At 29.3% G+C, this 21903-nt stretch carries 18 protein-coding genes; 1 reads left to right on the top strand and 17 read right to left on the bottom strand.

The window, feature by feature from the left end; translation table 11 throughout:
- Nucleotides 1-148: 148 nt before the first annotated feature.
- From VJI93_RS05920 to VJI93_RS05900, 5 genes are read right to left on the bottom strand one after another with little or no spacing between them, the layout of a single operon-like run.
- A complete protein-coding gene (locus tag VJI93_RS05920; RefSeq protein WP_323999900.1) occupies nucleotides 149-1519 on the bottom strand; it encodes an ABC transporter ATP-binding protein in 1371 nt (456 codons plus the stop codon).
- Complete coding sequence (locus VJI93_RS05915; protein WP_323999898.1) at nucleotides 1513-2202, bottom strand: energy-coupling factor transporter transmembrane component T family protein; 690 nt, start codon at nucleotides 2200-2202, stop codon at nucleotides 1513-1515. Before VJI93_RS05915 ends, VJI93_RS05920 begins: the two co-directional genes overlap by 7 nt.
- A complete protein-coding gene (locus VJI93_RS05910; protein WP_323999895.1) occupies nucleotides 2202-2789 on the bottom strand; it encodes an MptD family putative ECF transporter S component in 588 nt (195 codons plus the stop codon). The genes VJI93_RS05915 and VJI93_RS05910 overlap by 1 nt, the downstream gene beginning before the upstream one ends.
- A gap of 19 nt (nucleotides 2790-2808) precedes the next feature.
- The gene (locus VJI93_RS05905; RefSeq protein ID WP_323999894.1) at nucleotides 2809-4533 is read right to left on the bottom strand and encodes an ABC transporter ATP-binding protein; all 1725 of its coding nucleotides are present in this window, start codon (nucleotides 4531-4533) and stop codon (nucleotides 2809-2811) included.
- Between the two features lie 3 nt (nucleotides 4534-4536).
- A complete protein-coding gene (locus tag VJI93_RS05900) occupies nucleotides 4537-6294 on the bottom strand; it encodes an ABC transporter ATP-binding protein (RefSeq protein WP_323999893.1) in 1758 nt (585 codons plus the stop codon).
- 254 nt (nucleotides 6295-6548) lie between these two features.
- On the opposite strand from VJI93_RS05900, the gene VJI93_RS05895 reads away from it, so the two are divergent.
- A complete protein-coding gene (locus VJI93_RS05895; RefSeq protein WP_323999890.1) occupies nucleotides 6549-7511 on the top strand; it encodes a helix-turn-helix domain-containing protein in 963 nt (320 codons plus the stop codon).
- A 327-nt stretch (nucleotides 7512-7838) separates the two neighbouring features.
- Here the strand turns inward: VJI93_RS05895 and VJI93_RS05890 are convergent, their stop codons facing one another.
- From VJI93_RS05890 to VJI93_RS05835, 12 genes are all read right to left on the bottom strand, one after another.
- Nucleotides 7839-9185, bottom strand: a complete 1347-nt coding sequence (locus VJI93_RS05890; RefSeq protein WP_323999889.1) for a DUF4026 domain-containing protein — start codon at nucleotides 9183-9185, stop codon at nucleotides 7839-7841.
- A gap of 313 nt (nucleotides 9186-9498) precedes the next feature.
- Nucleotides 9499-10881 carry a DUF4026 domain-containing protein gene (locus VJI93_RS05885; RefSeq protein ID WP_323999888.1) on the bottom strand — a complete coding sequence of 461 codons (1383 nt, stop codon included), beginning with the start codon at nucleotides 10879-10881 and terminating at the stop codon, nucleotides 9499-9501.
- Between the two features lie 304 nt (nucleotides 10882-11185).
- A complete protein-coding gene (locus VJI93_RS05880; protein ID WP_248111278.1) occupies nucleotides 11186-11950 on the bottom strand; it encodes a SigB/SigF/SigG family RNA polymerase sigma factor in 765 nt (254 codons plus the stop codon).
- Nucleotides 11951-11954: 4 nt separating this feature from the next.
- On the bottom strand, nucleotides 11955-12302 hold the full coding sequence (locus tag VJI93_RS05875; protein WP_323999886.1) for an ATP-binding protein: 348 nt from the start codon (nucleotides 12300-12302) through the stop codon (nucleotides 11955-11957).
- A gap of 2 nt (nucleotides 12303-12304) precedes the next feature.
- A complete protein-coding gene (locus tag VJI93_RS05870) occupies nucleotides 12305-12610 on the bottom strand; it encodes an STAS domain-containing protein (protein ID WP_293439793.1) in 306 nt (101 codons plus the stop codon).
- A gap of 9 nt (nucleotides 12611-12619) precedes the next feature.
- Nucleotides 12620-15049 (bottom strand): DNA gyrase subunit A, encoded by a 2430-nt coding sequence (gene gyrA, locus VJI93_RS05865; RefSeq protein ID WP_323999885.1) that lies wholly within the window; start codon nucleotides 15047-15049, stop codon nucleotides 12620-12622.
- A gap of 9 nt (nucleotides 15050-15058) precedes the next feature.
- Entirely contained in the window at nucleotides 15059-16975 is a 1917-nt protein-coding gene (gene gyrB / locus VJI93_RS05860; protein WP_323999883.1) for a DNA topoisomerase (ATP-hydrolyzing) subunit B, read from the bottom strand.
- Nucleotides 16968-18068 (bottom strand): DNA replication/repair protein RecF, encoded by a 1101-nt coding sequence (gene recF, locus VJI93_RS05855; RefSeq protein WP_323999881.1) that lies wholly within the window; start codon nucleotides 18066-18068, stop codon nucleotides 16968-16970. Before recF ends, gyrB begins: the two co-directional genes overlap by 8 nt.
- 2 nt (nucleotides 18069-18070) lie before the next feature.
- Nucleotides 18071-18292 (bottom strand): RNA-binding S4 domain-containing protein, encoded by a 222-nt coding sequence (locus tag VJI93_RS05850; RefSeq protein ID WP_323999880.1) that lies wholly within the window; start codon nucleotides 18290-18292, stop codon nucleotides 18071-18073.
- Between the two features lie 9 nt (nucleotides 18293-18301).
- Nucleotides 18302-19408, bottom strand: a complete 1107-nt coding sequence (dnaN, locus tag VJI93_RS05845) for a DNA polymerase III subunit beta (protein ID WP_323999879.1) — start codon at nucleotides 19406-19408, stop codon at nucleotides 18302-18304.
- A 275-nt stretch (nucleotides 19409-19683) separates the two neighbouring features.
- Nucleotides 19684-21099, bottom strand: coding sequence for a chromosomal replication initiator protein DnaA (gene dnaA, locus VJI93_RS05840; protein ID WP_323999877.1), 1416 nt, complete (start codon nucleotides 21097-21099; stop codon nucleotides 19684-19686).
- A gap of 549 nt (nucleotides 21100-21648) precedes the next feature.
- On the bottom strand, nucleotides 21649-21846 hold the full coding sequence (locus VJI93_RS05835; RefSeq protein WP_323999876.1) for a hypothetical protein: 198 nt from the start codon (nucleotides 21844-21846) through the stop codon (nucleotides 21649-21651).
- Nucleotides 21847-21903: the final 57 nt, after the last annotated feature.

The raw sequence follows: 21903 nt of genomic DNA, 5'->3' as shown, positions 1-21903 counted from the left end.
GGGTTCTTATTGTGAAACAACAAGGTTCCCGGGTACCCGCCCGATGTGAAGCATCGTAGAAGGGTGGGGTTCTTATTGTGAAACAACAAGGTTCCCGGGTACCCGCCCGATGTGAAGCATCGTAGAAGGGTGGGGTTCTTATTAGTATCTACAAATATACAATATAATCAGCTATCGAATTTAAAAATTCTTGATCATGCGAAACAATAAATATTATTTTCTCATTGCTCTTGCATTCATTGATTAGGTGAGATATATTCATCATATTGTGGTAATCCATTCCACTTGTTGGTTCATCCAAAAACAAAAGTTTGGAATTTTTACACAATACGGATGCTATTGCTACCCTTTGCTTTTGTCCGCCTGACAAACTCATTGGATGACAATCTTTCAATTCATACAAGTCAAGTTTTTTTAGAATATCTTCAACATAACTAATCTCAATATTTTTTATACCAAGACTTACTTCACTTATGACAGAATCAGTAAAAAGTTGATGATTAACATCCTGCATTACAAGTGATGATATTTTAATCCTATCTGCTTTCGAAAGTCTTTTGACATCTAAATAGATTTCATCTTTAGATTTTCGTTCGCAACCTATAAGGCAACGTAGCAATGTAGATTTTCCGAGCCCATTTGTTCCTACTATGCCATAAATTTTACCCATTTCAAATAAGATATTTTTGAAAAGCAACTTGTTATCTACCCCATTAAACTTAAATTCAATATTTTTCACATTGAAACTCCCGCTATTTTTAATTTCAGGTACTGTAAGTTTTGTTTTAATTTTATCTCTTAAACCTAATTCATTAAGTTTCTTTGTAGATAATTTCATAAAATCTATTTTAGTATATTCTCTTTGTATTTCCCCATCTTTAATTAAAAAAATCCTGTCTATAATATCCATAAGGTAAAATATTCTATGTTCTGAAATTATAATAGTTTTTCCCATATCTTTAAGTTGAGCAAGCATTTCTTTTATAACTTTAATATTTTCTTCATCAAGATTTGATGAAGGCTCATCTAAAACAATTATTTCAGTACCGGATATATAACTGGCAGCAATACATAAAATCTGTTTTTCCCCACCTGATAATTTAAAAATATCTCTATTCAAAAGATGCTCTATAGGGAATAACTTCAGCATTTCAGTTAATCTTTTATCCATTTCGTCTCTTGAAAGTCCTATGTTTTCCAAATAAAAAAGCAATTCAAGAGTAGTATTCACATTAAAAAAATGAGTCTTCGGATTTTGAAAAACACTTGATACAAGCATTGATATTTCATAGAGTTTAAGGTTTTTTATATCTTTATTCCCTATTCTAATACTTCCATCTATAGAGGCTCCATCATATCTTACAGCCAATCCATTGATAGAATTTATAATTGAAGATTTTCCACTTCCGCTTTTTCCAGTCAGTAATATACATTCACCTTTTTTTATATTTAAAGAAATATTTTTTAATACTTTTTTATTATTCCCGTAAGATAGAGATAAATTTTCGATTTCTACCATAAAATCCCTCCTATAACCATCATCAGTACCAAAAGTACATATCCAAAATCAACTATTTTCATTTTGACTGATATATACCTTGTTTTTTTTACAGGATTTTCAATACATTTTGTCTCTGCAGCCTTTGCAATGTCATCAGAAATGTTAGATGATATGACGAGTAAAGGTACCATTACATACTCAATATACGAAATAGGATTTTTTAATGTAATTCCTCTTACCTTCATAGCGAGCTTTATATTATGACTTTCTTCTCTAAATGACGGAAAAAATCTAAAAATTACAGCAATTGGTATGGAAATACTATGGGGTAATTTAATTTTATCCATTGAAGATATTATGCTTCCTACATCTGATGTTTTTACAAAAAAACTACCGGAACAAAAGGGAAGATAAAACATCCTACATACTGCAAATAACATAAAGAATATCATCAAAATCACATTCATATTTCTAATTACATCAAGGCTAGGTATTACTAAAGAAAAAACACCGAAAAATAATATATTTTTCAATGCTTCTTTTTTAAATCCATTCTTATAAAAAAGGAATGAAATGAGAAGTATAATAGCCCATTCAAAATAGATATTTACCTTATGAAATACGGCAAAACCAAGTAAAAAAGTTACCATAAGTTTACTAATCGGATTCGGATTATAGGGATTATCCAAAAAAACAGGCATTATATAATACCTGCTTTTTCAAAATGCTTTTTCAAAAATACTTTCCCGATATAAGCACCGATAATTCCACCGACAATTGCCCCGATATATACAAATATCATATTTTGGAAATTTAAAAGAGCAATAAGTTTCATTATATAATCATGTCCCATTCCCCTTGTTTCGGCCACTTCAATAACCTTATCTTTAGCCAATAATATTTGCATAAGAAATCCACAAATCCAAGTGTTGAATATGGTAAATGAAAGCATATTGTATTTGAAAGATTTGTATCCACCTATTTTTCTTACAAATTCAGCAATCACCATACTTATTACTGCATGTATTAATATTATATATGTGTTTCCCATTGCAATAACGATAAAACTACAAATTAAACCAAGTATAAATAATCCCCATGGTTTTTGAACTTTTGCTATAAAAAGCATAATAACTATGCCTGTTATAATACCTGCCACAGCAGGATATGCCAAGTATAAAATCGGTACTATGCCAATCATTCCTGAAAGAAACATAAGTACAAAATATATTACCGTAAATACACCTATTGTAACTAAATCCTTGATTTTCAATTTTTCCATTTCCATAATGTCCTCCTATAAGTTTTTACTGAATATTTGCTTTTTCAAGCATTGCCTTATAAAATTCTGAGCTTTTATAAAGTTCGCTATCTGTACCTACCGCTTCTATTTTTCCGGCATTTAACAAAACAATTTTATCTGCATTTCTTATTGTTCTAAGTCTATGAGCAATTACTATAACTGTTTTTTCTTTTATAAGTTCAGAAAGAGCTTCCTGAATAAGACTTTCATTTTCGACATCAAGAGATGCCGTAGCTTCATCAAGCAGTATAATCGGTGCATCTTTCAAAATAGCCCTTGCTATTGATATTCTTTGTCTTTCTCCACCGGAAAGTCTTTGTCCATTTTCCCCTATTATAGTATCTATTCCTTCCGGCATTTTATTTATAAAATCATCACATCTTGCTATTTTAGCTGCCCTTGTTATTTCCTCATCTGTAGCATCTTTTTTCCCGATTTTAATATTATCTTTTATACTTGTATTAAAGAGGATAACATCTTGAAATACTATGGAAAAATTTTTAAGTAAAGTTTCCGGATCAACCTCACTTATGTCTTTTCCACCTATCAAAATTTTTCCTCTATCTATATCCCAAAATCTTGCAGCAAGTTTTGCAACTGTTGTTTTTCCACTTCCGCTTGAACCGATTAAGGCTGTGATTTCACCTTGCTTTGCGATAAAACTAACCCCATTTATTACAGAATAATTATCATATCCAAAATAAACATCTTTAAATTCAATGTCATAATTTGTAATTTCCATATTCTTTTTGCCCTCTTGAATAGGCATAGTTTTTATTTCCTTTATTCTTCCAACCACAGCATCAAGCATAACTATCATGGACATAAAAGTAATTATTCCCTCTATTGGTAGATAAATACTTGTTGTCATCATTAAAAATGCAATATAAACCAATATATTTATCTCCCCTGCAATAAGCATATTTACACCAACAACAGCAACACTTATAATACCAAGTTTTAATATTGCAGTCGCTATTCCTGTAAGTGTTCCTGCAACAATTTCACCTTTAGTTTTTTGTTTTGTAGACATATTTAATTTTTTAAAAAAATCTTTTAGCATTTGTTCTTCTAAATTATAAGATTTTATTTGCTCTATCTGCTCAATCTTTTCCTGCAAATCATCAAAAACCTTGCGATTATCATCTATCCAGTTTTGTACTACTTTTTTCTGACTTTTCTTTGATAAAAATATTATTAGAAGTGAAATCGGAATCACCCACAATGCTGCAAAAGCCAATTTTGGATTATAGATAATAAGCATTAAAGCAATAACACCTGTAGAAATAGTGGTTGCATATATATGAGGAACGGCATGTGAAAATATAGTTTCATATAAATTCATATCATTCATCATTGTTTCTGCAAGATCTGCCAAATCTCTTTTTCCAAAATAAGAAAGAGGCAATTTTTTTAATCTTTCTGCTAAATCAATCCTTGAATTTGCACTCTCGTTATATACATTTGTGTAAAGTCTTACATAATCCCACCTTGCAACTAAAAACATTAATATCATCATTACTATAATTAATATAAGATAATGAAATAGAGTAAAATTATAACTTTCAATACCCTTCAAAACGCCTATATACTGAAACAAAAACATAAAGGCAATCATTGGTGCAAATAATTTTGTTAAATTAACAAAGGTATGTGAGATGATTGCTTTTTTTAAATTAATCGCTCCTTTTTCAGACATAGCATATCGTTTTATAAAATAAGAAACCATATCTTAACCTCCTATCTTCCAATTTACAGATTTTTGATATTCATCCCAAAGCTTTTTATAATGCCCATTCATATTTATCAAATCTGAGTGCTTACCTTCTTCTACAATTCTACCTTTTTCTATAACAAGTATCTTGTCCACATCTACTACAGTAGATAATCTGTGGGCAATCATTAGTGTTGTCTTGTTTTTTGATAATTTTTTAAAAGACTCCTGAATTAGATGTTCATTTTCAGGGTCCGCAAAAGCTGTAGCTTCATCTAAAATAATAATATCCGCATCCTTAAGAAAAGCTCTTGCTATAGAAAGTCTTTGAGCTTCACCACCTGAAAAATATGTGCCCCTCGTTCCATAAACAGTATCAAGTCTATTTTTCAAGCCTTTAATTATCTCTTTACAGCCTGAATTAATCAAAGCATTATCTATTTCTTCATCTGTTGCGTCGGGTTTTGCAATTAGAAGATTATCCCTTAAACTCATCTTAAACAGTTTGGAATTTTGAAAAACAAAGGCTATTTTTTTCATCAAAGCCTCTTTTTCAAAATCTTTTATATTAATCCCGCCAATTAAAATTTCACCTGATTTAATATCATAAAATCTGGCAGCAAGCCTTGCTATAGTGGTTTTACCACTACCCGACATTCCAACTAAAGCAACTTGTTCTCCTCTTTCTACTTTAAAAGAAATATTATCCAAGACATTTTCTTCACCATAAGAAAAACTTACATTTTTAAACTCAATTCCCACTTCAGAGCTTGTCTTATCTCCATAAATAAAATCATTATATTCAAGTATATTTTCAATTTTGTCCAGAGCAAGCTCCGCAAAATAACTAAATTGTTTAATTGTCGCCGTTCTCATAATAAAAACGGCAAATATCGGTCCTATCAGAAAATAAATAACAGAATTTGCAACCACATTAGCTAAGTTACCATTAAATTTTATTAACAATAAAGCTACAGGCACTAAGAAAAATGCTGTCGATGTAGAAATAGTCCCAAACCATGACATTTTATTCGTGTAACTCATAGTAAGCTTGAGCACAAGATCTTTTATTTTGATAATTAACGAATATAACTTATCAAAACTTTCAATACTTTGTGCGAATGTTTTTACCACCGGAATTCCCCTGACATATTCTACGGTCTGAGAAGATAAATCGGAAAGATCTTCGTAATATTCTTCTTTCATTTTCTTTGTTTCGGATGTCATCATTGATGACATTAATATCATGCCAATAATTATCGGCACCATACTTACAAGCCCCAATTTCCAATCAAACATAAAGAAAAATACAAACAGAACTACCGGTGATATAACTGTCATTGCCATATCAGGAAGTTGATGTGCTAAGAAAGAATGAGTTTCAGAAGCTCCGGATATGATTACTTTTCTTATTCTTCCACTTTCTTTATCATCAAAATATCCAAGTGGTTTATTCATTAGTTTTTTTACCGAGCTCTTAATAATATTATCTTCTACTTCAAACGCAAAAACATGGGATAAAACAAGACCTATAAGGTATATAAATAAACCTAATCCCGCAAATGTCGCCGCATAAATTGAATTTTCCCTCACATAGACAAAATCTACCGTTTCATTTAAAATTAAACTATTTATAATCCTATGAATAAAAACCATAGGCATCAAGACCATAATACCTGAAATTGCAGACATAATCATAGCAATATAAAACAAAATACTTTTCCTACCGGCATAAGGCATTAGCCTTTTTAGTATTGATTTTTTCTTATTCTTCAATGAATAACTCCTCCTTTTCTTTAAATTAAACAAGCTTTATAAATATCCTGTTTAGACTGAATATAAAAATTGGTGTTTTAAAATTTTTAACAGTATATAACTCTTAGCTTGTTTTTATCTTCTATTTATTATATAATTTACCTATCATATAATAAATTATATAATAAATGAGAAATTCAATCAATTAGACATAGCTAACTATGTCTATTCGGAATAATGTCTATTAGGGATAAAAATATACAATGGAGGTATATATGAGCGATTTTTACAACTTTGTTAAAAACTTTTTTTCTACAAATGAATGTACTGATAATACAAAATACTCCTCTGCAGGGCATACATTTTGTTTCAATACAGAAGATGCGGAAGGCATATATTGGTTTTATGAAGGTAAAAATTTTACAATTGATATTCACGATGTTTTCATAAAAAAAGAAATTATCCACACAAGTTTCGCCGGTTTGGATAATTTCTATTCCTTTTACTCATCTTATTTAGTTACAGCAAATGGAGAAAGTTTTAATCCTTATCAAAATCTTTCTTCAAACTCACTCTATGTTATAAATACAAAAAATTCTAAAAACTATAGATTTATACTACATAAAAACTCTCCCTATCTAGGAATAGGTATAAATTTCAACCAATCTATGATAGAAGATTGTCTATCCTCATACAAAAACAAAATTTGTAACTATGAAAATTTATTTTTCAACACTAATACAATTATAAACAAACCTTTGGAAAGAATTGCAAAAGATATACTAAATTGTAAGATGATATCTCCTGCTGTTGAAATCTTTTTTGAATCAAAGGCAAAAGAATGGCTTAGTATAACAATAGACGCATTTTTAAATAAGTACAACAATCCAATATCTATTGCCGATGATGAAGCTTTGGAAATTGTTGCTAATTATATAGACGATCATTATGCAACCTCAATTTCACAAAAAACTTTAGAAAAAATATCCACTATGAGCGGTACAAAACTTAAAAAATTATTTAAACAAAAATATCAATGTACAATTACCGAATACACTCAAAGACGCCGAATGAATATGGCAGAAGTTCTTCTATTGAACTCCTCCCTTAAAATTCAGGATATTGCTGAAGCAGTAGGGTATTCTTCTCATAGCAAATTCAGTACTTGTTTCAAAAAATATAAAGGAATCTATCCAAAAGATATAAAAAAATATAACTCTAGAAAAACTTCCCTTTAATTGTGTATGTACCAAAAAAATTTTATAATTTCATTTGGTAGATACTTGGGCACCTTGTTGCCTTGCAATAATTATATCAAATGATACAAATACCCCATCAGACCTACTTTTGTTTTAGCAAAAGTAAATGTATCGTAGATACATAACAACAACTTCCCCACAAAAAAATCAACGGAAACCCGTTGATTTTAAACTTTTTACTATTTTAATCTTATATATTTTGTCGCTCTGCCTATGCCCTCTCTTTGGATTTCTCCTTAATAATCTTTTTATCCCTTAAAATACACCTTAATTTAAGGGATAAAAATTATTTACTTTTAACATATCTTATAAATCCAATAAATATACAGTTTCCGGAGTTATTATACCTTTTTCAGTATGAATTTTCCAATCACTTACATAATCTTTAGAATATATACCCTCATCACCTTCATGCAAATTAGGAATATTATAAGGTTCTTGAGTAACTTTTCCTTTAATACTATCTCCTTCCATAGAAATATCTTCAAACCAAATATGCTCACGATTTTCTGTATCTATATTACCATTTTCGTCTATTGTTTCAAGACCTAATTTAATAATAAAATCAATATCTTCCTTACCTTCTTGTTTTTCCTTAAGCATTCTTTCAACATAAGAAAATCTTTCTTTCGCCAAAGAAATCTTTCTTTTAGTTTCCTCATCGCTTACAAAAAATATAGACTCATTTTCAAGTTTTTCTGTAAACTCTGAAGGCTTTCTTAAATGCTTTTTATTATAGTCTTCTTCACAACCATAGAGGAAAATTATATTTGTTTTAGAATTATGTGAGTTCTTTCTATCATCAAAACCGCCGAGAATATCCTTAGGATAATACTTTAAACCATTTGTCCACTTTTTAGATGAAACGACTATCGGTTCTTCATCATAAAAAAATCCAATAGGTAATGTTTCTTCACCTTGTTCATTTGTTTCATCTTTTAAAATAGCATCTTTTCCATTTAATAACCAGCTTGCATAATTTGAAAGCAACTCATAATGTGTTACCGAGTCTTCCATATTTGAGCCTAAAATTTCAATTTCTCGAAGATTACATCTACACAATCCACATGAATATAACCATACTTCATTTTTATCATAAACAGCATGAATTCTAAATAAATTTATTGGATCAGGAAGCAAATTTGATTTTACTGCTAACTCAACCCACTTTTTATTTAATAATTTTTTTGCACTTTCATCAAAAAGAGCAACCATTTCAGGAATCATAGCATAGATAAGTTTAAGCTGTAAATGATAACATTTTTGAGATTTTCCTTCAAACTTCATAAAAATATTTAAAGATTTCTTTACACTTGAAATTTTTTCTTTATTCTCTTCCGTAAAATATTGTTGTTCCCAATGACGCATTTCATGAACAGGAAAATCTCCAAGAAAAAATCCTACTTCAAAGTCCTTTCTTTCATATGATATCACAAGTTTTCCTGCTGTTTTTTTATGTGGCAGTTTCTTATATTTAATTTTAATTCCATCTAAAGCCTCAATATTAACAAAAACTTCTTCTGTAAGTGAATAATTTTCAGGTACTAATGCTGACATACAAGAATACTCTTCCCAATAATAAAAAGGTGCTTCTTTATTATTTCCCTTTAATCCACTTAATAATCCATTAAATAAATTTTTAAAATAACTCATTTTTTTCTCCTTTGTAATTTATTAAAAACTTATAAGCAGTATATCACAATATTTGAGTATAATCAATCTATTTACACCTTAAAATAAACTATAATTTAAGGTATAAATGTATATTTATCAGAAAGTTATAAAAAAGGACTTGTTATTTCACTTTCTAATTAATATAAGTCAATTATTCAAATAATTTTTCTTTCGGAAATACTTGTTTGTTTACAAGTAAACAAGCAAAATTAAATGTATCGAAAATACATCATAAAAAATACACTTTTTTCCCAACAAAAAACCAACGTAGTTACGTTGATTTTCTTTTTCTTTATAAATCTAGCAAATATACAGTTTCAGGAGTTATTACACCATTTTCAGTATGAATCCTCCAATCACTTACATAATCTATAGAATATATTCCCTCATCACCTTCACGTAAATTAGGAATATTATAAGGCTCTTGAGTCAATCTTGCCTTAAAACTATCTCCTTCCATAGAAAGAGCCTCAAACCAAATATGTTCACGATTTTCACTATCCAAATTACCTTCTTCATCTACTGTTTCAAGACCTAACTTAATAATAATGCCAATATCTTTACCGTCTTGTTTTTCCTTAAGCATTCTTTCAACATAAGAAAATCTTTCTCTCGCCAAAGAACTCATTCTTGCAGTTTCTTCATTGCTTAAATAAAATATAGGATTATTCTCCAACTTTTCTGTAAACTCTGAAGGCTTTCTCAAACGATTTTTATTAAAGTCCTCTTCACTTCCATAAAGGAAAAGTATATTTGTTTTAGAATTATGAGAGTCCTTTCTATCTTCAATCCCTCCGAGAATATCCTTAGGATAATACTTCAAAGCATTTATCCATTTTTTTGATGTAGCAACTATTGGTTCTCCATCGTAAAAAACTCCCAAATGTATTGTTTCTTCGCCAATTTCATTTCCATCATCCTCTTCAACAGGATTATTTTCATCTAACAATCTACAAGCATAATTTGAAATTAAGTCATAATGTGTTCCGGAGTCATCCTTGTTTGAACCTAAAATTTCAATTTCGTGTAGATTGCATCTACACAATCCATGTGTATGTAGCCAAACTTCATTTTCATCATAAACGGCTTGAACAGTATATAGACTTATCGGAGCAGGAAGAACATTTGATTTTACTGCTAATTCAACCCATTTTTTATTTAACATTCTCTCAGCACTTTCATCACAAAGAGCAACCATTTCAGGAATCATAGCATAAACAAGTTTAAGCTGTAAATGATAATATTTTTTAGGATTACCTTCAAACTTCATATAAACATTTAAAGCATTCTTTACTTTTAAAATTTGTTCTTTTTCCTCTTCAGTAAAATATTGTAATTGCCATTGATACATTTCTTCTGTATAAAAATCTCCAATATAAAATCCTACTTCAAAGTCCGTACCATCGTATGATATAACAAGCTTTCCGGGTAAATCTTCACTTGGCATAATTTTTTCTTTAATTTCAATACCATCTATAGCTTTAATATTAGCAAAAATTTCTTCTGTAAGTGTATAATTTTCAGGTGTTAAAGCTAACATATATGAAAATTCTTCCCAATAAGCAAGGGGTGCTTCTTTAATTAAAGTAGGAGAATACTCGTCATTAGAATGCTCTTCTTTCTTTTCCTTTGAACCATTAAATAATCCGTTAATAACCTTTTTAAAAAAACTCATTATTTTTCTCCTTTTATATTAATATAATCAATGTCAGTATAGCATAATTATTGAGTAGATTCAATGTTTTTTACACTAAAATTATTATAATTTTAATTTCATTAAAATAGACTATATTCATAATTATAGGGCTTTATGAGATTTCCAGAGTAATTGTATCTAAAGATACAATTACCCCTGTCAGACCTACTTTTATTTACAAGTAAACAAGAATAAGTAAATGTATCGAAGATACATAAAATTATTAAATTACATACTTACCAACAAAAAAATCAACGGATTCCCGTTGATTTTTCTCCTAAATTTACATATTCAATTCTTCTCTAAATTTTGCAAGGGCTTTTTTTTCGAGACGACTTACTGTCATCTGGGAAATGTTTAGCTCTTTTGCAAGGGCTACTTGTGTTTTTTGTTCAAAATATCTTCCAAGTATTATTTGTTTTTCAACTTCAGTTAGTTTTTCTAAAGTTTTTTTAATAAAATCTTGATTGTCAACAAAGTCAAATTCTTTGTCTTCTTCTCCAACAATATCAATTAAGTTTGTGTCTTTGTCTTCACTATCTGAATTTTCAAAACTTTGATCTAATGATTGAGGTGTATAAACTTTACTAGCTTCCATAATTTCCAACACTTCTTCTTCAGAAAGTTCTACATAGTCTGCAATATCTTTAATTGTTGGAGTTCTTCCAAGCTCTTGTGTTAAATGATATTTTGCATTATTAACTTTTTTAGAGTTCTCCTGTATTCTTCTTGGAACCCGAATTACCCAACCTTTATCTCTGAAATATCTCTTTATTTCTCCAACGATAGTCGGCATAGCGAAACTTGAAAATTCAAAGCCTTTTGAGATGTCATATCTATCTATGGCATAGATTAAGCCAAGACTTGCAACTTGGAATAGATCATCATAGTCAATTCCACGATTTACATATTTTTTTGCTAAAATTTCAGCCATATATAGATTTTTTTCTATTAGTTTGTCTCTAAGTTCTGGTGTGGGATTTTCAAAATACTCTTTAAATAGAGCTTTTATTTGTTCTGAGTCCGGTTTGTTATATACCTTTTTCATTTTTTTATCCTTTATTTTTAACTAAAAGTACACTATTTTCTCTGAATTCTACTTTATCAACTAAATTCTCCAAAATTAGTAAAGCAAATTTATTTTCTTCTTTTTCTTGAATTCCTAAAAGGGAAATGTCAGGCATGACTTCAATTTCGATTTTATCATCAAAGACATCCATACTGATTTCAAAAAATTCACTTTCATCTACAAATAAATTTACAACTTCAGAAATTGAAACTTTTAAATCTTCGATATTTTCAATATCCATAGAGATTGTATTAGCTATGGACGAAATTAAAAGTCTTAAAGTTGAAATGTATTTTTTTTCTGAAGGAAATTTTACAAATATCCTATCCATAATTACCCCTCGATTTCAAAAACTTTGTCTAAGTCGGTTATAAGAAAGATTTTCTTGATATGTGGTTTTAAGCCTGTAATAACAAGTTTTTCTCCCTTTTCTTTTATATGTTTGTAGATACTTATAAAAGCACCGAGCCCCGTTGAATCAATATATGAAAGATTTTCACAATTCACTGTTATTTTTTTTACTCCTTGAACGGAATTAACTTTTTCTTTAAATTCTTTATTGGAATTTATATCCAAATCACCTTGTAAATCGACAAAAAGTTTTTCTCCCTCTTGTCTTAAATCAACTTTTAATTCCATAGCATCTCCTTATTCAACATCATTTACATATTTTGCAACTGCAACGATTTTATCTTCGTCTTTATTTACATCTTTTATTATAACACCTTGTGTATCTCTACCTTTTACTGGTATGTCTTTAACAAGAAGTCTTATAATTCCGCCACTTTGTGAAAGTACAATGACTTCATCATTTGGATTTACCATTTTAGATGAAACTACAAAACCAGTTTTTTCAGTTACTTTATAAGTTTTAACACCTTTTCCGCCTCTGTTTTGCACTTTGTAGTTTGAAGCTAAAGTTCTCTTTCCATAGCCATATTCAGAGAATACAAGTAGATGTTTTCCTTCAGAGTCAAGATTCATTGAAACAACTTCATCATCTTTATCAAGTTTAATTCCTCTTACACCCTGTCCTGTTCTTCCAATTTCTCTAAGATCTGAAAGTGCAAATTTAATTGCAAGACCTTTTTTTGTAACTAGAATTGCTGAGTCTTCAACTGGTGAAACTCTAACTTGAATTAGTTCGTCATCATCAACTAAATTAATTGCCTTCATTCCAACTTTTCTAATTGCTTTGAAAAGTTCAACAGATGTTCTCTTGATTGTCCCTTTCTTTGTAGCCATAATCAAGTATTCATCAGCTTCTGCATCTTTTACTGGAATTACTGCATTTACTTTTTCTCCATGCATCAATTCTAAAAGATTTATAATATTTTGACCTTTTGCTTGTCTTTTTCCTTCAGGAATTTCATAAGCTTTTAACTTATAAACTCTTCCCTTATTCGTAAAGAATAAAATCAAGCTATGAGTTGAAGTTACAAAAAGACTGTCAACATAGTCGTCTTCTTTTGTAGTAAGGGCAACAACACCTTTTCCGCCTCTATTTTGTACTTTATAAGTATCAGAAGGGATTCTCTTGATGTAACCTTGTTTTGTAAGAGTTATTACAACATCTTCTTCTTTGATTAACTCTTCAATTTCAATTTCATCAAAATTAGGTTTGATTTCAGTTCTTCTGTCATCTCCGAATTTTTCTTTTATTTCTATTAATTCTTCTTTGATTATATTTAAGATTAATCTTTCATTTCCTAAGATTTCTTTAAGTCTTGCAATTTCTTTAATCAAAGAATTGTATTCATCTTGTAATTTTTCTCTTTCAAGACCTTGAAGTCTTCTTAAACGCATTTCTAGGATGCTTTCAGCTTGAATTTTAGTAAAGCCAAAACGTTCCATAAGTTTTTCTTGTGCATCTGAGTAAGAAGCTCTAATTATCTTAATGATTTCGTCAATATGATCAATCGCTTTTAAAAGTCCTTCAACAATATGTGCTCTGTCTTCAGCTTTTTTTAGTTCAAATCTACAACGTCTTGTAATTACTTCTCTTTGATGTTCTACATAATGTCCAATTAATTCCTTTAAAGTTAAAACTTTTGGCTCACCATTTACAAGTGCAAGATTTATTACACCGAAAGTAGTTTGCATTTGTGTATGTTTATAAAGATTATTTAAAATAATATTCGGATTAGCATCTCTCTTTAATTCGATTACAATTCTAATCCCCTTCATATTACTTTCATCTCTTAAGTCTGAAATTCCTTCAATTCTCTTATCTTTGATAAGCTCAACAATCTTCATAATCAAATTAGTTTTATTAACTTGATATGGAATTTCTGTAACTATAATTCTAGTCTTATTATTGTATTCTTCAATATTTGCAACTGCTCTTACAGTAATTTTTCCACGTCCTGTATGATAAGCTTGTTTAATTCCTTCAAGTCCCATAATATTTGCTCCAGTCGGGAAGTCAGGACCTTTTACAAATTTCATAAGTTCTTCAATGGAAATGTCGAAATTATCGATATATTCGCAAGTTGCATCAATTACTTCGTTTAAATTATGTGGTGGCATATTTGTAGCCATACCAACGGCGATACCAGCTGCACCATTTACCAAAAGATTTGGAAATTTACTTGGTAAAACAACTGGTTCTTTTTCATTTTCGTCATAGTTCGGTGAAAAATCTACAGTATCTTTATTTATATCTTTTAACATTTCAAGAGCAAGTTTTTGCATTCTAACTTCTGTATAACGAGGAGCGGCAGCACCGTCTCCGTCGATAGTACCAAAGTTTCCTTGACCGTCAACAAGAGGATAACGCAAGTTGAAATCTTGTGCAAGTCTAACTGTTGCATCATAAATTGCAGAGTCCCCATGAGGGTGATACTTACCCATTACTTCCCCGACAAGTCTTGAAGATTTTTTATAAGGCTTGTCTGGTAAAAGTCCAAGACCTTGCATTGCATAAATAATTCTTCTATGAACAGGCTTTAAACCGTCTCTAACATCAGGCAAAGCTCTTGCAACAATAACACTCATGGCATATTCAAGGTATGACTTTTTCATTTCCTTTTCGATATCTACATCGACAACATTTATTTTATTTTCTATATCAGCCATCTATTCCTCCTATGCGTCAATATTTTCAACATATTTCGCATTTTGTTCTATAAATTCACGTCTTGGTTCAACCTTATCTCCCATAAGAGTTGAGAAAGTTTCATCTATTGACACAAGTTCTTCATCATCAATATTTACTTGTAGGAAAAGTCTGTTTTCAGGATTCATTGTTGTTTCCCAAAGTTGTGCAGGATTCATTTCCCCAAGACCTTTATATCTTTGAATTCTATGTGAATCACGACCAAGTTCATCTAAACTTGCTTGTAATTCTTCATCAGTCCAACAATATTTTACAACCTTAACACCTTTAATAATTCCATAAAGTGGTGGTTGAGCTATATATACATGACCTTGTTCGATTAATTCTCTCATATAACGATAGAAAAATGTTAAAATCAAAGTTCTAATATGTGCACCGTCAACGTCGGCATCTGTCATTATAACTATTTTTCCATATCTCAAATTGTCTAAATTAAAATCTTTTCCAATTCCTGTTCCAAAAGCAGTAATCATTGACTTTATTTCTTCATAACCTAAAATCTTGTCAATTCTTGCCTTTTCAACATTCATAATCTTACCTTTAAGTGGTAAAACTGCTTGGAATTTACTATCTCTACCTTGTTTTGCAGAACCACCCGCAGAGTCCCCTTCGACAAGATAAATTTCATTTACAGCAATATCACTTTCCTGACAGTCGGATAATTTACCAGGTAAAGTCGTATTGTCAAGAATTGATTTTTTACGAGTTAAATCTCTTGCTTTTCTTGCAGCTTCTCTCGCTCTTGCACTACTTTGTGCTTTTTCTATAATAATTTTACCAACTTTTGGATTTTCTTCTAAGAAAGTCATCAAATTATCGTATAAGAAAGTTTCAACGATACCACGACTTTCACTATTTCCAAGTTTTGCCTTAGTTTGTCCTTCAAATTGCGGATTAGGAAGTTTTATTGAAACTATTCCAGTAAGACCTTCTCTTGTATCATCCCCTTGAAGATTCGCATCCTTATCCTTAATTAAATTGTATTTTCTTCCATAATCATTTAAAGTACGAGTTAGAGCAGTCCTAAAACCTACTAAATGACTTCCTCCTTCAGGAGTATGAATATTATTTGCAAAAGTTAAGACATTTTCGGAGTATCCGTCTGTATATTGCATAGAAATTTCAACTTGTGAATCGCCTCTTTGTCCTTGAAAATAAATAACTTCATTATGAAGATTATTTTTATTTCTATTCATATACTCAACAAAAGATTTTATTCCACCTTCATAATGAAAAGTTTCTGTAAAATCTTCTCTTTCATCTGTAAAAATAATTTTAACACCCTTATTTAAAAATGCCATTTCTCTAAATCTGTTTCTTAAAATTTCTTTTTCATAAATTGTTGTATCAAAAATTTCAGAATCAGGTTTAAAAGTTATTATTGTTCCAGTTTCTTTTGAAGTACCTACAACTTCAAGTTTTGAAGTTGTATTTCCCCTTGAAAATTGTTGTTCATAAAGTTTTCCATCTCTTTTTACATTTGCAATAAGCCATTCTGAAAGAGCATTTACAACAGAAACCCCAACTCCATGAAGTCCCCCTGAAACTTGGTAAGCATTGTTATTGAACTTACCACCAGCATGTAGAATTGTCAAAACTGTTTCAAGTGTTGATTTTCCTGTTTGTGGATGCACTTCTACTGGAATACCACTACCATTATCTTCAACTCTTACAGAATTATCTTCAAAAATTGTAACTGTAATTGTATCACAAACACCTGCCAAAGCCTCATCAATACTATTGTCAACAACTTCATAAACTAAATGATGAAGTCCCTTTACTCCTGTCGAACCTATGTACATACCAGGTCTAAGTCTAACTGGCTCAAGACCTGTTAGAACTTTAATGTCTTTCGCCCCGTAATTTCTAATTTTTTCCTTACTCATATTTTTCCTTTCTCACTTTTTCCATTTCTATAACATTTATATTCTTAAAATTATTTACAAAAGATTTATCTGTAGTCGTTATAAAGACTTGATTATCCGTTAAATATTCCAAAATTTCATATCTTCTATATTCATCCAATTCACTAAATAAATCATCAAGTAGAATAATCGGTTTTACTCCCTTATACTCTTCAAAAATATTTTTTTGACACATTTTAATCGTAATTATAATATTTCTCTTTTGACCTTGTGAAGAAAAGCTCTTCGCATCATTGCCATTTAGAATAAATTTAAAATTTTCCTTATGAATACCAAAGTTTGTAGTCTTATTTTCACTATCCAATTTATAGGACTTTGAAAAATTTTCTAAAATTTCCTTTAAACATTCATTTTCCGATCTTTTATGATTTGATAAAATTGATTCATACTCTATGTAAAGAGTTTCTCCCGATAATTGTTGATGAATGAAATTTACTTCCTTATTTATCAAATCAATCAGCTTTTTTCTCTCCATGCTTATTTCATAGCACAAAAGAGCAAGCTTCTTTGTCAGTGCATTCATCTCCTGCTTGTAGTAGCTAGATAAATTCATTCCCTTTAAGAGTAAATTTCTTCTAAAAATTACATTTCTATACAAATTCAATTTTTGTTTATATCCCTTAGACATTTTCATAATAAAACTGTCAAAAAAATTTCTTCTAAAATTTGGAATTTCAGTGATTATTTTTAGCTCATCTGGGAAAAATCCAATAACATTTGAAAAGTCATAAAGCTCATTTATACTCTTAAGTTTAATATCATCAATTTTAAAAACTTTTTTCTTATCTTCGGTATATAAAAAAGAAATTTTATTTTCAAATCCCTTTTCATTTACAAAAGTATCAACTTTAGTAAAATTCTCTCCAAAACTTATAAAATCTTCTTGTTTTGCCTGTCTAAAACTTGACGCAACAAGAGAAATGTAAATTGCCTCCAAAACATTCGTCTTTCCAATTCCGTTTTTTCCGACAAATACATTTATATTCTCTTTAAAATTAAAAGAAATATCTTTTAAATTTCTAAAGTTGGTCAAATGTATTTTTTCAACTATCAACTCTACCTCTTTTTAACAATTAAACTTACTTCTTCGTCAGCCAATACCTTGACAGTCATTCCGTCATAAATTTTTCTACCACGTCTTGTTTCAACTACTCCGTCAACAAAAACTAATCCTTCAGAAATAAAGAATTTAGCATCTGCTCCTGTTTGAACAACAGCAGCATATTTCAACAACGAATCCAATTTTATAAATTCGGTATCAATAATAATTTCTTCCATTTTAAACTCCTAATATTGAGAATCTTGCAACAAAACAGGTAAAACTAAATAAGTATAATCTATATTTTCATCTTCTGGTTTTATGATACAAGCACCAGCTCTACCATTAAATGTAATTTCAACAAAATCCTGTTCTATTGTCTTTAATCCCTCTAAAACATATTTTGAATTAAATGCAATCTTTAAATTATCTCCCTCTTTTTTGATGTCGATAATATCTTTTAAATCTCCAATTTCAGATGATCCCTCAACTAAAATACTATTATCATCTATTGTAAAAGTAACTAAATCGCCCTTTTCTGCCTTATAGATAATATTTGCTCTTTCAATCGCATTTATTAAATCACGTCTTGAAACAATAACTTTTGTCTTGTGTTCATAAGAGAATAGTGCCTTATAATTCAAATACTCTCCATCAATTACTCTTGTTGAAAAGATTGTATTTTCAAAAGTGAAAATCGCACTTCCTCTTACAAGTGAAACTCCAACAACAGAACCTTCAGGAACAATTTTTGAAATTTCGTTTAAAGCTCTCGGTGGAATTATAACTTTTTTCTCAATATCTTCCTCTATTTTAAAACTTCTCTTTGCAATTCTATGTCCATCAAGTGCGACAAAATCTACATTTTTATTTTCAATTTCAACATCAACACCATTTAAAACTATTCTATAATCATCAATTGCTGCTGCAAAAATAGTCTGTTTAGTCGCAACTTTAAGCAAATTTTCTTGAACATAAAAATCCACTTTATTTTCAAAAGTTGGAAATTCGGGATATGAATAAATATCCATTGCAATTATATTGAATTTTGCATTTTCACTTTGAATAAAGACTTTTTCTCTATCAACTTTTATATATACCTCATCATTTGGTAATTTTCTTACTATATTAGAAATCATTGAAGCATTAAGTAAAACTTCGCCTTCTTTTTCAACCTTACATTCAGTTGTAGTTTCAATTGTAAGTTCCAAATCAGTTGACTTTAAAGTTAATTTATTATCCTTTGCAATAAATAAAATTCCTTCTAGTATTGAAGTATTATTTTTTAAACTTATAGCCCTTAAAGATATATTTATCAAACCCAAAAGTTCATTTTGCATTATCTTTATTTCCATAATTTTCTCCTTTTTTTCACATATAAAAAATATATAATTTAGTAGTAATAGTAGTAGGGGCTGTGGATATCTTAAACAACCCTTTTAAATGTTGAAATAACAACAATTTCTAACTGTATAACTACTGTATAAATCACAAAATAATCCTAGACTTATAAACATATTAACAATAAAAAAATTATAAAAAGTTATCAACAACTTATCAACAGGCTTATGAACAGTATAAGTTGAATAACTAAAAATTTCTTTAAAATTAATATTACATTTTTGTAATATTAATCTTCCAACATTTTTTTTATGTTTTCTATATCCTGCTTTACAGATTCAGTAGTCTTTATCTTTTCATCAATCTTTTTAACTCCATGCATTATAGTAGTATGATCTTTTTCAAAAGCTGAACCTATATTTCCCAAAGCACAGTCTAACATATTTCTACAAAGATACATTGCAACCTGTCTTGGATAAGCAATTGAATTGGCTCTATTCTTTGAACTTAAATCAGAAACTTCTATTTTAAAATACTGACTTACAGTTTCCTTTATTACATCAATGTCCAATTCTCTTCTATTAAGTTCATTAAGTTTTTGGGATAAAATTCCCTTTACATAATCAACAGTCATTGGAGCATCTTGTTTTAATTTATAATGAGCCAAAACATTAATTAAAGCTCCTTCGAGCTCTCTTATATTATTCTTAATATTCATTGCAATAAATTCTAGAACTTCATTTGAAAGAGCTATCGGCTCATATTTTACCTTATCTTGTAAAATAGCCATTCTCGTTTCAAAATCAGGTGGTTGAATATCAACAGTTAAACCCATATTAAATCTACTCTTAAGTCTGTCCTCAAGATTTTTAATCTCCTTTGGTGGCCTATCTGATGAAATTATAATTTGCTTATTTCTACTGTATAATTCATTAAAAGTATGGAAAAATTCCTCTTGAGTTGCAGTCTTTCCTGCAATAAATTGAATATCATCTATAAGCAAAACATCCACATTTCTATATTTTTTTCTAAATTCGGATTCTGAATTTTGATTTTTATCCCTAATTGAGTCAATCAAGTCAATTGTAAATTTCTCACTACTCAAATACAGTACTTTACAATCAAAATTCTTATGAATTTCATAGCCAATAGCTTTCATAAGATGAGTCTTTCCAAGCCCTGAATTTCCATAAATAAAAAGTGGATTGTAAGTACCAGCAGGATTTTTGGCAACTGCTTCAGCTGCAGCCATTGCAAATTCATTATTCTTACCCTTTATGAAATTGTCAAAAGTAAATCTATCTGAAAAAGTTAAGGAATTGTTTGAAGAAGAAATTTTCTTTAGTTTTCCTTTTTTCGTGGCTTTTTCACCAGATTTTGAAAAGAAAGAAGTTTGACCTCCTAAATTTTTAATCGCTTCTAAATAAAGTTCGTCAGTAGCAACAACAGGTAAAAGTTCAGATTTTTCTTTAATTAGAGGAAAAAGCTGGTTATTTATAGCTTCTTCTATATAATCTTTAAAATGTCCATTTATAAAAGTTTTAATATAATTCGACTGACAAAGAACCATTAACTTGTGATCTTCATAACAAATCGGTTTTAAAACTTCAATCCAAGTCGCAAAACGACTCTCTCCAAGTTTGTCTTTTAACTCATTGCAAACTTCAAGCCATAAGCTGTCAACCATTATTTCGTTCTCAAACATAAACTACTCCCCATACAAAGTTATCAACATATTTATCCACAGTGGACAAAATTTTAAAAAGATTGAAATTTAAACATTTTTAGAGCTAATTGTAAAAAATATTTAAACGAATTAAAAAGTTATCCACATTTCTTAAAAACTTATATTGTTTATAAAATAAATTGCATTTTTTCAAATTTTTTTTAATCTAAAAATTATAATCAGAAATTAATAAACAACTTATCAACAAATTCATTCTACTTATCCACATTTTACATTTTTGTAAAAAATAATTTGTAGATAATTTTCTAAAAAAATTTTTATATATAGAAAGATTTTAAACATCTTTTCACAGTTAAATTATACCAAAAATCCAAAAAAAACTCAAATTTATTGCATTTAATATGCAAAGGGAAAATATTTTAAATATAGAGGCAAAAATATCATATTCAAAATTTTTTTGCACAAAAAAATCCACTTGCAAAATGCAAATGGATTAATTTATTATTGCGAAGCAACAAGGTTCCCGGGTACCCACCCGATGCGAAGCATCGAGGAAGGGTGGGGTTCTTATTTATTTAGTCTTTTCTTCAAATATGCTATTGTATAAATAAGTAAAGATATACTAAAAATAATAATTGATAATTTTTCATGTGATCCAAAGGTTTCTTTAGTAAAGAAAAATCTAATTGGAACAAAAATTAAATAAATTATCGCAAAGCAAAAGTAAATTTTTTCGAAAGTTGAAATTTTTTTAGAACTTTTCATAGAGACCTCCTTTAACATTCTATTAACTGAAAATTACAAAATCTCTTTACTACTACT

The organism is Parvimonas sp. M20 (assembly GCF_035282425.1).
Lineage (GTDB): Bacteria > Bacillota > Clostridia > Tissierellales > Peptoniphilaceae > Parvimonas.
The sequence above is the reverse complement of the archived record's forward strand: the minus strand, read 5'-3'. Positions and strand labels throughout refer to the sequence as shown.

Bases quoted from the DNA above. Each gene is read 5' to 3' on its own strand.
- VJI93_RS05920 (WP_323999900.1), bottom strand. From the start codon at position 1,519: ATGGTAGAAATCGAAAATTTATCTCTATCTTACGGGAATAATAAAAAA.
- VJI93_RS05915 (WP_323999898.1), bottom strand. From the start codon at position 2,202: ATGCCTGTTTTTTTGGATAATCCCTATAATCCGAATCCGATTAGTAAA.
- VJI93_RS05910 (WP_323999895.1), bottom strand. From the start codon at position 2,789: ATGGAAATGGAAAAATTGAAAATCAAGGATTTAGTTACAATAGGTGTA.
- VJI93_RS05905 (WP_323999894.1), bottom strand. From the start codon at position 4,533: ATGGTTTCTTATTTTATAAAACGATATGCTATGTCTGAAAAAGGAGCG.
- VJI93_RS05895 (WP_323999890.1), top strand. From the start codon at position 6,549: ATGAGCGATTTTTACAACTTTGTTAAAAACTTTTTTTCTACAAATGAA.
- VJI93_RS05890 (WP_323999889.1), bottom strand. From the start codon at position 9,185: ATGAGTTATTTTAAAAATTTATTTAATGGATTATTAAGTGGATTAAAG.
- VJI93_RS05885 (WP_323999888.1), bottom strand. From the start codon at position 10,881: ATGAGTTTTTTTAAAAAGGTTATTAACGGATTATTTAATGGTTCAAAG.
- VJI93_RS05880 (WP_248111278.1), bottom strand. From the start codon at position 11,950: ATGAAAAAGGTATATAACAAACCGGACTCAGAACAAATAAAAGCTCTA.
- VJI93_RS05875 (WP_323999886.1), bottom strand. From the start codon at position 12,302: ATGGATAGGATATTTGTAAAATTTCCTTCAGAAAAAAAATACATTTCA.
- VJI93_RS05870 (WP_293439793.1), bottom strand. From the start codon at position 12,610: ATGGAATTAAAAGTTGATTTAAGACAAGAGGGAGAAAAACTTTTTGTC.
- gyrA (WP_323999885.1), bottom strand. From the start codon at position 15,049: ATGGCTGATATAGAAAATAAAATAAATGTTGTCGATGTAGATATCGAA.
- gyrB (WP_323999883.1), bottom strand. From the start codon at position 16,975: ATGAGTAAGGAAAAAATTAGAAATTACGGGGCGAAAGACATTAAAGTT.
- VJI93_RS05850 (WP_323999880.1), bottom strand. From the start codon at position 18,292: ATGGAAGAAATTATTATTGATACCGAATTTATAAAATTGGATTCGTTG.
- dnaN (WP_323999879.1), bottom strand. From the start codon at position 19,408: ATGGAAATAAAGATAATGCAAAATGAACTTTTGGGTTTGATAAATATA.
- dnaA (WP_323999877.1), bottom strand. From the start codon at position 21,099: ATGTTTGAGAACGAAATAATGGTTGACAGCTTATGGCTTGAAGTTTGC.
- VJI93_RS05835 (WP_323999876.1), bottom strand. From the start codon at position 21,846: ATGAAAAGTTCTAAAAAAATTTCAACTTTCGAAAAAATTTACTTTTGC.